Origin of the sequence: Afipia birgiae 34632 (genome assembly GCF_000308295.2) — a bacterium.
GTDB classification, from domain to species: Bacteria; Pseudomonadota; Alphaproteobacteria; order Rhizobiales; family Xanthobacteraceae; genus Afipia; species Afipia birgiae.
Window position 1 is genome coordinate 335,047 of the sequence record NZ_HG326655.1, and the last position, 11,897, is coordinate 346,943.

Genomic DNA, 11,897 nt, shown 5'->3' on the forward strand with positions numbered 1-11,897 from the left:
GCGGGCCTTGATTGACCCGCCGCGTTTCAACGCGGAGAGCTGACTTTGCGCTCGATCAGAGGCTTCGCGCTGCAAGTGTTCCACATCCGAAGTTCGCTTCGTATCGCAGCGCTCTCATTTCTGCTGAGCTTGATGCTCTTCGCCGCCGCTCAGCCGGTGCATGCGCTCGACGCGATCAGCGTCCGTAGCGACGCGCCTGCGATCGACCTCACCGGCGTGCTCGAGTTCCAGCGCAGCGACACTGACCGCATCCAGGTTTCGACCGCGCCAGGCACCGATGGCATCGTCCGCCGCATCGAAGTACGTGCGCGCGAAGGCGGCCAGAACTGGATCGTGTTCGCGCTGACCAACAACACCGACGACCAGCTCGATCGTCTGATCGTGGTGCCGCATTACCGTATCGTGTCGTCGGGATTGCTGTGGCCCGATCTCGGCCTGTCGCGCATCGCCTCGATCACGCCTTCGACCGGCGACCGGCCCGAGCGGCAGGACAACGCCACCGCCGACGTCTTTCGCATCACCCTTGATCCGGGTGCGGTGATCACCTTCGTCGCCGAACTGCGCACCGACAAGATTCCGCAGCTCTATCTCTGGGAGCCGGAAGCCTACAAGGACAAGGTCAATTCGTTCACGCTCTATCAGGGTATCGTGATCGGCATTTCCGGATTGCTGGCGCTGGTGCTGACCATCCTGTTCGTGGTCAAAGGCAGCATCATGTTCCCGGCCGCCGCAGCGCTGGCATGGGCGGTTCTGGTTTACATCGGCGTCGATTTCGGATTCTGGGGCAAGGTGTTCGACATGTCAGCCGGCGCGGAGCGCGCGTGGCGCGCCTCCGGCGAGGCCATGCTGGCGGCGACCCTGCTGGTGTTTCTGTTCGCCTATCTCAACCTGTCGCGATGGCATGTGCGCTACTCGCACATCACCATGGGCTGGCTGGTGTTCCTCGGCGCGCTGGTCGCGCTCGCCCTGTTCGATCCCGCCGTTGCATCCGGCATCGCGCGCATCTCGCTGGCACTGATCGCGGTGTTTGGCTTCGCGCTGATCGTTTACCTGTCGACCCACGGCTTCGACCGCGCCGTGCTGCTGATCCCGACATGGTTCCTCCTGATCGTCTGGGTCGCCGCCGCAGGCATGACCATCGCGGGCGGCGTCACCAACGACATCGTCGGACCAGCGTTGCTCGGCGGTCTCGTACTGATCGTGATGCTGATCGGATTCACGGTGATGCAGCACGCCTTCGCGGGCGGCGGCGCCACCAACGGCGTGGTGTCCGATGTCGAGCGCCGCGCGCTGGCGCTGACCGGCTCCGGCGATCTGATCTGGGACTGGGACGTCTCGGCCGACAAGGTGTTCACCAGCCCTGAAACCGAAGTTCTGCTCGGGCTGAAGCGCGGCACCCTCGAAGGGCCGGCGGCAAAGTGGCTGGAGGTGCTGCACCCGCTCGACCAGGACCGCTTCCGCGCCGCGCTGGACAGTGTGCTCGATCAGCGTCGCGGACGTCTGGTTCAGGACTTCCGGCTGCGCACGCCCGACGGCCACTTCATGTGGTTCGCGCTCAAGGCGCGCCCGGTGGTCGGCTCGGATGGCGAAGTCTCCCGCGTGGTCGGCACGCTTACCGATGTCACCGAAACCAAGAATTCCGAGGAGCGGTTGCTTCACGACTCGGTGCACGACAATCTCACCGGCCTGCCGAACCGCCAGCTCTTCATCGATCGCCTCGGCTCCGTCGCGATGTTCGCCAAGACAACGCCGAACCTGCGCCCCACCGTGATGGTGATCGATCTCGACCGCTTCAAGCAGGTCAACGATTCCGTCGGCATCGCCGTCGGCGACTCGATTCTGCTGACGCTGGCCCGCCGCCTCGCGCGCATCCTTAAACCCCAGGACACGCTGGCGCGTCTGGCCGGCGACCAGTTCGGCCTGATCCTGACCTCGGAGCATGAGCCCGCACGGATCACAGCCTTCGCCGAAACCCTCCGCAAGACCATCCGCGCACCGATCGCCTTCGACGGCCGCGAGATCTTCCTGACCGCATCGATCGGTCTCGCTCTGAGCGACCCGCAGATTCCGCTGACCGAAGAGATCATCAAGGACGCCGAGCTGGCGATGTATCACTCCAAGCGCATCGGCGGCGACCGCATCGACGTCTACAAGCCCGCGATGCGTGCGCGCAAAACCGACCGCCTCGCGCTGGAAGCCGAACTGCGCCGGGCCATCGAGCGCGAAGAAATCACAATTCTCTATCAACCCATCGTGCGGCTGGAAGATCGCACCATCGCTGGCTTCGAGGCACTGGCACGCTGGGATCATCCCAAGCTCGGCCGCATGTCGCCGTCGGAATTCATTTCGATCGCGGAAGAGATCGGCCTGATCGTCGAACTCGGCCTGTTCGTGATGGACACCACCGCCAAGCAGCTCGCGGTCTGGCAGCGCACGGTACGCGCGCGCGAGCCGATCTTCGCCAGCGTCAATGTCTCGTCGCGGCAGTTGCTGCGCCACGATCTCATCCACGACGTGCGCGGCGTGCTGTCACGCTCGGCCGTGGCGCGCGGATCGCTCAAGCTCGAGCTGACCGAGTCGCTGGTGATGGAAAATCCCGAACACGCCTCCCAGATGCTGCACCGGATCAAGGAGCTTGGTGTCGGCTTGTCGCTGGACGACTTCGGCACCGGCCACTCGTCGCTGGCGTATCTGCAGCGTTTCCCGTTCGACACCATCAAGATCGACCAGTCGTTTGTGCGCACCTCCAGCCGCGGTGCGCGGCCGGTCCTGCTGAAATCGATCGTCGCTCTGGCGCACGACCTCAGTATGGAAGTGGTCGCCGAAGGCGCGGAGACCGATTCCGACGCGGTCGAATTGTTCCAGCTCGGTTGCGAATACGCGCAAGGCTTTGCCTTCGGCGAGCCGATCGACGCCGACGCCACGATCCGGCTGCTCACGGGCGAGAAGGTTCCGCAGCCGCGCAACCGCCGTCAAAGCGCGCGCAACATCACCGTTCCGGCAACCCAGCCCACGGCTACCGTGCCCGGCCCCGGACCGGCCTAAGACCTCGCGACGCGCCATCAAGGGTTTGGCTCAGGCGCGTTGCGAGAACGCTAGCGATCCTGCTTCAGTTGCAGACGCCTAAGCGTGGCCGGCTTCGTTCGACAGCATCGCCAGATCAATGCCAATCTTCTCCAGCGCACGCTGATACTTGTCCTCGGCATCCAGTCCGAAAATCAGATCCGCATCGGCGGGGCAATGCAGCCATCCGTTGTGCTGAATCTCGTTCTCAAGCTGGCCCGGCGCCCATCCGGCATAGCCCAGCGCCAGAAGGGCGTGCTTGGGGCCTGATCCGGCGGCGATGGCCTTGAGAATATCCAGCGTCGCGGTGAGACAGATGCCGTCATCGATCGGCAGCGTCGCATCCTTGATGAAGAAATCGCTCGAATGAAGCACGAAGCCGCGGCTGGTATCGACCGGCCCGCCTTTCAGGACTTTCATGTCCTCGGCGCTGCCGCGCAGTTTGATCTGGTCGGCCTTGTTGATGATGTCGAGTTGCACCAGCAATTGCGGGAAGTCGATGCTGCCTGCGGGGCGATTGACGATAATGCCCATCGCGCCTTCGGACGAATGAGCGCACAGATAGATCACCGAGCGGGCAAAGCGCTCATCGTCCATCACGGGCATGGCAATCAGCAACTGACCGTCGAGATAACCGGCGCCGGACGTCTCGCCTTCGGCCACGATCTGGCCGACAGCAGGCTTTTCGGTCTTCTTGCGCATGACCTTCATTTGGCGGCGACTCTCACGCTGTCTATCCATCCTGATATCGGGCGCCTGTTCTGTCAATCAAGCGCCGCCGCGGCGCAGTGAGCGACGTTTGGTCGCGAAAACGACCTCATCACGGGCAATTCAATGGTCCATGGAGATACCATCCTGTAAGGACGTCTCATGACACTTATGGTTCCCGTTCGCGCAGCTTCCAGCATTGCGCTGGCTGCACTCGCCTGTCTCGCTCCCCTGCGCGCTAGCGCGCAGGATGTCTCGCCATGGATCAAGGATACCAACTCCGCAGTGCGGCTGATCGCCGGTTCGCGTAGCGGCAACGTGCTGCTCGGCGGCATCGGTTTCCAGTTGCAGCCGGGCTGGAAAACCTACTGGCGCACGCCGGGAGATTCCGGCGTGCCGGCGCGGATCGATTTCGCGAAGTCCGACAATGTCGAGTCCGTCGAAATCCTCTGGCCGGCGCCGATGCAGTTCCCCGATGGCGCAGGCGGGATCTCGTTCGGGTACCAGAAGCAGGTGCTGCTGCCGTTGCGGATCATTGCAAAGAGTCCTGACAAGCCGGTGACGCTGCGCGCCGAGATCAACTACGCGGTGTGTGAAAAACTCTGCATTCCGGTCGAGGCGCAGGCGGAGATTGCCTTTGTCAGCATCGCCAGCACCGAAGACGGCGCGATTGCCGCGGCTCTCGCAACCGTCCCGAAACCCGCGAAGGTCGGCGACGCTGGCCCGCTCGCCATTCGCGACGTCCGGCGCGAGGGCAAGCTCGTGCAGGTCGATGTCGCCGTACAGGACGACAAAAATGCTCCCGGCAAAGGCAAGAACGTCGAGCTCTTTGCCGAAGGCCCGACGCCGGACTGGGCCCTGCCCGTCCCCAAGCTCGTCAAGCACGACACCGGAGGCGTTCAGCGCTTCCAGTTCGAACTCGACGGACTTCCTTCGGACGCAAGCGCCGAGGGCGCGACGTTGAAGCTGACCGTCGCCGGACCGGGCGGCGCCGTTGAGGTCAACGCCCCCCTGCCGTAGCACGCCGAAATGAGATTGCACCGCAGCACGCCGCAGATCTCTCTGGCCGCAAAACGTGTTCCCACCTTTGAGGAAACCGCGCTATGACACTGCATCGATCCCACGGAGAGACCCGATGACCATCAAAGTTGGCGACAAGCTGCCCGAGTCCAAGTTTCGCGTCATGACCGCGGAAGGTCCGCAGGTCAAAACCACAGATGATATTTTCAAGGGCAAGAAGGTCGCGCTGTTCGCCGTGCCGGGCGCCTACACCGGCACCTGCCACAAGATGCACATGCCGAGCATTTTCCTGAACGCCTATGCCCTCAAGGACAAGGGCGTCGACACCATCGCCGTCGTGTCCGTCAACGATGCGTTCGTGATGAACGCCTGGAAGCGCGACACCGATCAGCGCGACGAAGCGGTGTTCCTGGCCGATGGCAACGCCGATTTCGCCAAGGCGATCGGCATGGAACTGGATGCATCGGGCAACGGCCTCGGCATCCGCTCCAAGCGCTATTCGATGCTGGTGGAAGACGGCACGGTGAAGATCCTCAACCTTGAAGCCGTGCCGAGCAAGGTCGAAGTGTCCGGCGGCGATACGCTGCTGTCGCAGCTTTAAGAGCTTCGCTTTCCCACCAGACGCACAGCACACGAGATGTCGTCCCCGCGAAAGCGGGGACCCATACGTCCTGAACAAGCTGTCGGCACCAATAATCTTCAGTGGTTCTGGGTCCCCGCTTTCGCGGGGACGACGCAGAGAATGATGCAGCGGCATCCGCGAAATCGGCCTTAGCGGCCTCGATTCTCCGCCAGCCCGTCCCGCGCGAGCTGATCGGCGCGCTCGTTCTCGGCGTGACCGGCATGGCCCTTGATCCAGTGCCAGCGAACCGTGTGAGCCTTCAGCGCGGCATCGAGCCGCTGCCACAGATCGGCATTCTTGACAGGCTTCTTGTCGGCCGTGCGCCAGCCGTTGCGCTTCCAGTTGTGAATCCAGCTGGTGATGCCCTGACGGACATACTGGCTGTCGGTGGTCAGATCGACGGAAGCCGGCTTCTTCAGGGCCTCGAGCGCCGAGATCGCCGCCATCAATTCCATGCGGTTGTTGGTGGACGGATTTTCACCGCCCTTCAGTTCCTTCTCGACATCGCCGAAACGAAGGATCGCGCCCCACCCGCCCGGCCCCGGATTTCCGGAACACGCGCCGTCGGTGAAAATCGTCACATGCGGCAGATCCTTAGGCGAAGGCTTTGCGTCACTCACGCCACGAATCCGGACTGTTCGACGCCGTAGTCGCTCATACTCTTCACACCCTGATGGAAGCGGAGCTTGCGGACATATTCGAGCGGGTCCTTCGGCTTCACCATGGCTCCGGGCGGCACGTTGAGCCAGTCCACCAGCCGCGTCAGCAGGAAGCGCATCGCGGCCCCCCGCGCCAGCAGCGGCAGCGCGTCCTGTTCAGCGGCGGAGAGTTTGCGCTCGCGCGTATAGGCATTGAGGAATGCACGCGCCTTGGTGACGTTGAAGGAATGATCGATCTCGAAACACCAGGCATTGAGGCAAATCGCAACGTCGTAGGCGAGCATGTCGTTGCAGGCGAAGTAGAAGTCGATCAATCCCGACAGCCTGTCGCCGAGAAACAGCACGTTGTCCGGGAACAGATCGGCGTGGATCACGCCTTTCGGCAGATCGCTGGGCCAATGTCGTTCGAGGTGCTCGAGTTCGGTGCCGAGCAACGCGCCCAATCCATGATGCACACCATTCGCACGGGATGCCGCCTGATCGAACAGCGGCCGCCAGCCCTTCACCGACAACGCATTGGCGCGCGACATGGAAAAATCCGCGCCGGCCAAATGCATTTTTGCGAGCGCCTGACCGACCGCGGCACAGTGCGTCGCGTTTGGCCTGCGCGGCCAGACACCTTCGAGAAAATCGATGATCGCAGCAGGCCGTCCCGCCAGCGTGCCCAGCGCTTCGCCGCTGTTGGTGACCACGGGTTGCGGGCAATTGATCCCGTGCTTGGCGAGATGCGCCATCAGCCCGAGAAAGAACGGCAGATCCTTCATCGCGACGCGCTTCTCATAGAGCGTCAGGAAGAAGTAGCCCTTGCTGGTGTGCAGAAGATAGTTGGAATTCTCCACGCCTTCGGCGATGCCCTTGTAGGACAACAGATCGCCGATCCCGTAAGGGACGAGAAAATCCGCAAGCTCTTCGGCGGTGACGTCGGTGTAAACCGCCATAGAAATATTACTCCGCCGCGTCGTTCCGCAGCGGACGCGGCAGCGGGAAGAATTCGTTTTCCTGTGCGGCGGACACGGTCTCGACGCTCAGCTTGTAGTGAGCGGCGAACGCATCCATGATTTCCTCGACGATGATTTCCGGCGCGGACGCGCCCGCCGTGATGCCGAGCGTCTTGATGCCCTCGAACTTCGACCAGTCGAGCTCGGAGGCGCGCTGCACCAGCACGGAGACCTTGCAGCCTTCCCGTTCAGCGACTTCGCGCAGCCGCTGCGAATTCGACGAGTTCGGCGAGCCTACGACAATCATGGCTTCGACCTGAGGCGCCACCTTCTTCACCGCAAGCTGGCGGTTGGTGGTGGCGTAGCAGATGTCTTCCTTGTGCGGGCCGTCGATGTCCGGGAAACGCTCCTTGAGCACGGCGACGATTTCCGCAGTGTCGTCGATCGACAGCGTGGTCTGCGTCACGAAGGCCAGCTTTGAGGCGTCCTTCGGCTGGAAGGTGCGCGCCGCTTCCATGGTCTCGATCAGGACCACCGCGCCCTTCGGCAACTGGCCCAGCGTGCCGACCACCTCCGGGTGACCGGCATGGCCGATCAGGATGATTTCACGGCCGCGCTTGAAATGGATCGCCGCCTCGCGGTGCACCTTGGTCACCAGCGGACAGGTCGCGTCCAGCGTGAAGAAATTGCGCTTGTCGGCCTCGTTGGGGATCGCCTTCGGCACGCCATGGGCGGAAAACACCACCGGAGCGTCGGTCTGGGGAATTTCGTTCAGTTCCGCGACGAAAATGGCCCCTTTTTCGCGCAGGCTCTCCACCACATAGCGGTTATGCACGATTTCGTGACGGACATAGACCGGCGCGCCGTAAAGCTTCAGGGCGCGTTCCACGGTGTCGATGGCCCTCACAACGCCGGCACAGAACCCCCGCGGGGAACAAAGCACGACTGAAAGCAGGGGTTTTTGAGCTTCAGGGGTCATTTTTAAGCCGGAATCAAGCATTTCGGAGCCAATAAAAGGGACTTGGGGCCGTGGTCCCCATTCTGTCAAGGGCGATCAAAACCATTGAACGGTCAGCCCTCCGCAGACTATATAGGGACGAATTCCCGTCATCACCGATGACCAGACGGCTTTACCCCCCAAAAAATCTGGCGGGCGAAGCGTAAAGGAGATTTGCCATGAGCAATGCACCGCTGATGCCGAAGGCGACTGCCGTGTGGCTGGTTGATAATACCGCGCTGACGTTCGACCAGGTGGCAGAGTTCACCAAGATGCATCCGCTGGAAATTCGCGCCATCGCGGACGGCGACGCGGCGCAGGGCATCAAGGGCATGGACCCGATCTCGACCGGCCAGCTCTCCCGCGAGGAAATCGAAAAGGGTGAAGCCGACCCGGACTATCGCCTGAAACTCGGCGAATCCAAGGTGATCCTGCCGGAAGCCAAGAAGAAGAAGGGCCCGCGCTATACGCCGGTGTCGCGACGCCACGAGCGGCCGAGCGCGATCCTGTGGCTGGTGCGCAGCCATCCCGAACTGAAGGACAGCCAGATCATGCGCCTCGTCGGCACCACCAAGACGACGATCGCAAGCGTGCGCGACCGCACTCACTGGAACGCGTCGACCCTGACCCCGATGGACCCGGTGACGCTCGGCCTGTGCTCGCAGATCGAGCTCGATTTCGAAGTGCAGCGCGCGGCCAAGGAAAAGCCTGCAGCCACGCAATATGGCGGCGCGACCCTGCTGCCGGCGTCGGAGACCACCCGCAAGGACGCCGAGCACGAAGCGGCCGCGACCACCGAAAAACAGCGCGACGACATGAACGTCGACGCCGTCTTCGCCAAGCTGAAGACCATCGGCGGCAAGAAGGCCGAGGACGAATAAGCTTTTTGACCCAAACAGGGCATGACGTAACTGCCCACGGAATGGTACAGGAGTGTGATGCGCCATCGTGTCACGCTCCTTTTTGTTGCAGCGACCCTGACCGGCCTTGCGGCCGCGACCGTCAGCGGTCTCCCGGCGCGCGCCCAAAAGATCGTGGACCCCAACACGGTTGCACCTGAATTCCGCGAGGCTGCCGAGAAGCGTCTGGCCGAACAGCTCAAGCTGAATGAATGCAACAACGCCGCGAAGGTCGCTAAAATTCAGAGACGCGACATGGCGCAATTTGTTGCCGATTGCTTCGACAAACCGGCCGACAGGCAGTAGTCCAATCCATCCAAGTCCAAGCGATCTCGCGGCGCAATTGAATGCGTCCGAGGTATGATGCGCTCCGCGCAGAAGCGCGAAGGCGATGGAGCCTCGGGAGGCGCCGGGGTGTTTGCGAGACACCCGTAAGGCGAACCTTGCGATCGGTCCGCCTGCGCAGCCTTGCGAGGGCCGCGCGCGCCAAATGACTTTGGCGCTGCGCCTCCCGGCGCTCCACCGTCGTCACTTCGCCCTCCTGTCAGGACGCTGATCAGTCGTCCCGACCGATATAAGATTATATTCCTACAACTGCGTTGTCAACCGGAATGGGGCTTGAATGCTCTGACGCCCCATGTCGTGCGGCTGAGCAATATTGGACAGCGGGGCGGAGCCAAAGACGGCAGGATGGTTCATCACCGCCTGTCCTTGGCGTCTACCGGTGACTGAGAGTGTTGTGCTCCCGCCCATCCGTACAGGGATTTGAGTAATGTCTCTCTCTACCCACGACCCCATCGCAAGGAAGTGGAAGATCATCGCGGATATCGCGCGAAACGAGGCGGAAAAACTTCCCCCCGGGAAAGACCGGGACGCGTTGCTCAAAAAAGCCCGTCAACTGGACACAGCTTCGCACATCAACGAATGGCTTTCATCGCCCGGGCTCAGGACGCCAGCGGGAAAATAGCGGATCGCAGTTCCCGTTGATTCCGGTTTTGCTGGTGGTAAAATATTTACGGACCCGGCCGCGTTCCATCCGATGAATAGTGCTTACCCAGAACAGCTGAACTGGAGCACGGATCGAGACTGCTATGTTTACGGCGCAGCTCAAAAAAAATCGCCAAGGTGATCAAAATTGCACAGACCTGGCGGTTTGCCGCGGTCAGTTTTGTGACCGTCAGGCGTCTAGGTTCGCCCCAAATAGGCCGATCTGACCGAGCAACGGGAGCCCCGTCTTCAACACGGGCCTCCCGTTCTTATGCCAGTCACAATTACCGAAGGTGTGAGTTTTGACATAGCCGCCGTCACGGCGCGACGCGTTCGAGGACAACACGTTGAGCAAAGCGACCAAGAAAGCCGTCAGGAAAGTATTCGACGCCAAGAGTTTTCTCGCAAATCTGGGCCCAGGCAAGACCATCCTGACGTTTGGCGCCGAAGAAAATATCTACGCGCAAGGCGATGTGGCGGATTCGGTATTTTACATTCAGAAGGGCAAGGTCAAGCTGACCGTCGTCTCCAAGGAGGGCAAGGAAGCCGTCGTTGCCATTTTAGGAACGGGACAGTTTTTCGGCGAGGGATGCCTCAACGGCCAGAGCCTGCGCATCGCCACCACCAGAACAATGGTAGAGTCCCAGATCATCGCCATCACGAAGAGCGCGATGACCACAGCGCTCAAGGACGAGCCAAAGTTTTCCGAGCTGTTCATCAGCTATCTGCTGACCCGCAACAGCCGGATCGAGGAAGACCTTATCGATCAACTTTTCAATTCGAGCGAGCGGCGGCTTGCACGCTTGCTCCTGCTGCTGGCGAATTTCGGAAAGGAAGGTAGTCCGCAACCTATCGACACGAAAATCAGTCAGGAAACCCTGGCCGACATGATCGGCACGACGAGGTCGCGCGTGAGCTTTTTCATGAACAAGTTCCGCAAGCTCGGCTTCATCAGCTACAACGGAACAATCGAAGTCCACAATTCGCTGCTGCATGCAGTGCTGCATGAAAAGCCGCACGTGAAAGCCGAGGAGTGATTTGCATCACCGGGCCGCTGATCGCAGCCGCCTCTCAGCGATGTGCTACTTCCCCTTCGGCTGCTGTTTCTTCGCTGCCTTGCGCGCATCCGCGATCGCCAGCTTGAACTGCTCCGCGGTCAGGGCGCCGGGGACGCGGAAGGTGCCGACCACGAACGCGGGCGTGCCGCGAAAGCCGAACTCTTCCGCCTGCTCGTTGTTGCGCTTCAGCAGCCCATCAATGGCGGCCTGGTTGGCGGCGAGATCTGCCTTCGCCTTCGCGACATCGACACCGGCCTTCGTCAGGGTTTCATCGATAACAGCTTCGGTCAGGCGGCCGACCTTGGCCATCAGCGCACGGTGGGCGGCCTCATACTTGTTCTGATATTTCGCGGCCAGCACCAGCCGCGCAGCGTATCCGGACGGTTCGCCGAGGATCGGCCAGTCCTTAAACACCAGCCGCACCTTCTTGTCCTCGTTCACCACCTGATCGAGCACCGGCGAGATCTTCTTGCAGTACGGGCACTGGTAATCGAAATACTCGACGATGGTGATGTCGCCCTGCGGATTGCTCAGCACGGGATTCTCCGGGTCGCGCAGCACCGCGTCCTTGCTCAAGACATCGGAGGTGGCGCCCTGCTCCTGCGCCGACGCGATTTGCGCGGACTCGAAGGACAGCAGCATTACCGCAAGCGCGATGACAGCGAAGTTGAGCACATATCGTGCGACGAGTTTCATCAGGTTCAGCTTTCAAAAAGCCCGCTGCGCGGGACGTTACGCTTTCTTGAGGAATTCGGTGCGGAGCACCAGGCCCTTGATCTTGTCGGTGCGGCCCTCGATCTCGTCGTCGTTGTCAGTAAGGTGAATGTTCTTCACCACTGTGCCGCGCTTGAGACCGCTGGATGACCCCTTTACCTTCAGATCCTTGATGACCGTGACGGTATCGCCCTCCTTCAACTCGGTGCCGTTGCTGTCCCTGACCGCCATG

12 protein-coding genes are annotated in these 11,897 nt (G+C 61.6%); 6 read left to right on the plus strand and 6 right to left on the minus strand.

Annotation, left to right across the window (positions count from 1 at the left end; translation table 11 throughout):
- The first annotated feature begins 132 nt into the window (after positions 1–132).
- The gene (locus tag BN32_RS24620) at positions 133–3,045 is read left to right on the plus strand and encodes a sensor domain-containing phosphodiesterase (protein ID WP_051488595.1); all 2,913 of its coding nucleotides are present in this window, start codon (positions 133–135) and stop codon (positions 3,043–3,045) included.
- 78 nt (positions 3,046–3,123) lie between these two features.
- On the opposite strand, the gene BN32_RS24625 is transcribed toward BN32_RS24620, so the two are convergent.
- Positions 3,124–3,765: a YqgE/AlgH family protein gene (locus BN32_RS24625; RefSeq protein ID WP_430641977.1), complete on the minus strand. Its 642-nt coding sequence runs from the start codon at positions 3,763–3,765 to the stop codon at positions 3,124–3,126.
- A 168-nt stretch (positions 3,766–3,933) separates the two neighbouring features.
- Between BN32_RS24625 and BN32_RS24630 the strand changes: the two genes are divergently transcribed.
- Both BN32_RS24630 and BN32_RS24635 read left to right on the plus strand, forming a co-directional pair.
- Positions 3,934–4,791: a protein-disulfide reductase DsbD domain-containing protein gene (locus BN32_RS24630; RefSeq protein WP_040427593.1), complete on the plus strand. Its 858-nt coding sequence runs from the start codon at positions 3,934–3,936 to the stop codon at positions 4,789–4,791.
- A 115-nt stretch (positions 4,792–4,906) separates the two neighbouring features.
- Positions 4,907–5,392 (plus strand): peroxiredoxin, encoded by a 486-nt coding sequence (locus BN32_RS24635; protein ID WP_019199788.1) that lies wholly within the window; start codon positions 4,907–4,909, stop codon positions 5,390–5,392.
- 170 nt (positions 5,393–5,562) lie between these two features.
- Here the strand turns inward: BN32_RS24635 and rnhA are convergent, their stop codons facing one another.
- The 3 genes from rnhA to ispH are packed head-to-tail and all read right to left on the minus strand — an operon-like array spanning position 5,563 to position 7,989.
- Positions 5,563–6,003 carry a ribonuclease HI gene (gene rnhA / locus BN32_RS24640; RefSeq protein ID WP_040427699.1) on the minus strand — a complete coding sequence of 147 codons (441 nt, stop codon included), beginning with the start codon at positions 6,001–6,003 and terminating at the stop codon, positions 5,563–5,565.
- A gap of 26 nt (positions 6,004–6,029) precedes the next feature.
- A complete protein-coding gene (locus tag BN32_RS24645; RefSeq protein WP_019199786.1) occupies positions 6,030–7,010 on the minus strand; it encodes a homoserine kinase in 981 nt (326 codons plus the stop codon).
- Positions 7,011–7,017: 7 nt separating this feature from the next.
- Entirely contained in the window at positions 7,018–7,989 is a 972-nt protein-coding gene (ispH, locus tag BN32_RS24650; protein ID WP_040427595.1) for a 4-hydroxy-3-methylbut-2-enyl diphosphate reductase, read from the minus strand.
- Positions 7,990–8,186: 197 nt separating this feature from the next.
- On the opposite strand from ispH, the gene BN32_RS24655 reads away from it, so the two are divergent.
- The 3 genes from BN32_RS24655 to BN32_RS24670 all read left to right on the plus strand — a co-directional run bounded on the left by BN32_RS24655 (position 8,187) and on the right by BN32_RS24670 (position 10,930).
- Positions 8,187–8,888, plus strand: a complete 702-nt coding sequence (locus BN32_RS24655) for a DUF1013 domain-containing protein (protein ID WP_019199784.1) — start codon at positions 8,187–8,189, stop codon at positions 8,886–8,888.
- 57 nt (positions 8,889–8,945) lie between these two features.
- Entirely contained in the window at positions 8,946–9,212 is a 267-nt protein-coding gene (locus BN32_RS24660) for a hypothetical protein (RefSeq protein WP_019199783.1), read from the plus strand.
- 1,028 nt (positions 9,213–10,240) lie between these two features.
- Positions 10,241–10,930, plus strand: coding sequence for a Crp/Fnr family transcriptional regulator (locus BN32_RS24670; protein WP_019199781.1), 690 nt, complete (start codon positions 10,241–10,243; stop codon positions 10,928–10,930).
- A gap of 45 nt (positions 10,931–10,975) precedes the next feature.
- Here the strand turns inward: BN32_RS24670 and BN32_RS24675 are convergent, their stop codons facing one another.
- Positions 10,976–11,647: a DsbA family protein gene (locus BN32_RS24675; protein ID WP_019199780.1), complete on the minus strand. Its 672-nt coding sequence runs from the start codon at positions 11,645–11,647 to the stop codon at positions 10,976–10,978.
- A 36-nt stretch (positions 11,648–11,683) separates the two neighbouring features.
- Entirely contained in the window at positions 11,684–11,896 is a 213-nt protein-coding gene (locus tag BN32_RS24680; RefSeq protein WP_040427703.1) for an alkylphosphonate utilization protein, read from the minus strand.
- Position 11,897: the final 1 nt, after the last annotated feature.

Excerpts from the sequence above, each read along its gene's own strand:
- BN32_RS24660 (WP_019199783.1), top strand. The coding sequence starts at position 8,946 with ATGCGCCATCGTGTCACGCTCCTTTTTGTTGCAGCGACCCTGACCGGC.
- BN32_RS24635 (WP_019199788.1), top strand. The coding sequence starts at position 4,907 with ATGACCATCAAAGTTGGCGACAAGCTGCCCGAGTCCAAGTTTCGCGTC.
- BN32_RS24630 (WP_040427593.1), top strand. The coding sequence starts at position 3,934 with ATGACACTTATGGTTCCCGTTCGCGCAGCTTCCAGCATTGCGCTGGCT.
- BN32_RS24675 (WP_019199780.1), bottom strand. The coding sequence starts at position 11,647 with ATGAAACTCGTCGCACGATATGTGCTCAACTTCGCTGTCATCGCGCTT.
- BN32_RS24645 (WP_019199786.1), bottom strand. The coding sequence starts at position 7,010 with ATGGCGGTTTACACCGACGTCACCGCCGAAGAGCTTGCGGATTTTCTC.
- BN32_RS24625 (WP_430641977.1), bottom strand. The coding sequence starts at position 3,765 with ATGCGCAAGAAGACCGAAAAGCCTGCTGTCGGCCAGATCGTGGCCGAA.
- BN32_RS24680 (WP_040427703.1), bottom strand. The coding sequence starts at position 11,896 with ATGGCGGTCAGGGACAGCAACGGCACCGAGTTGAAGGAGGGCGATACC.
- BN32_RS24620 (WP_051488595.1), top strand. The coding sequence starts at position 133 with ATGCTCTTCGCCGCCGCTCAGCCGGTGCATGCGCTCGACGCGATCAGC.
- BN32_RS24655 (WP_019199784.1), top strand. The coding sequence starts at position 8,187 with ATGAGCAATGCACCGCTGATGCCGAAGGCGACTGCCGTGTGGCTGGTT.
- ispH (WP_040427595.1), bottom strand. The coding sequence starts at position 7,989 with ATGACCCCTGAAGCTCAAAAACCCCTGCTTTCAGTCGTGCTTTGTTCC.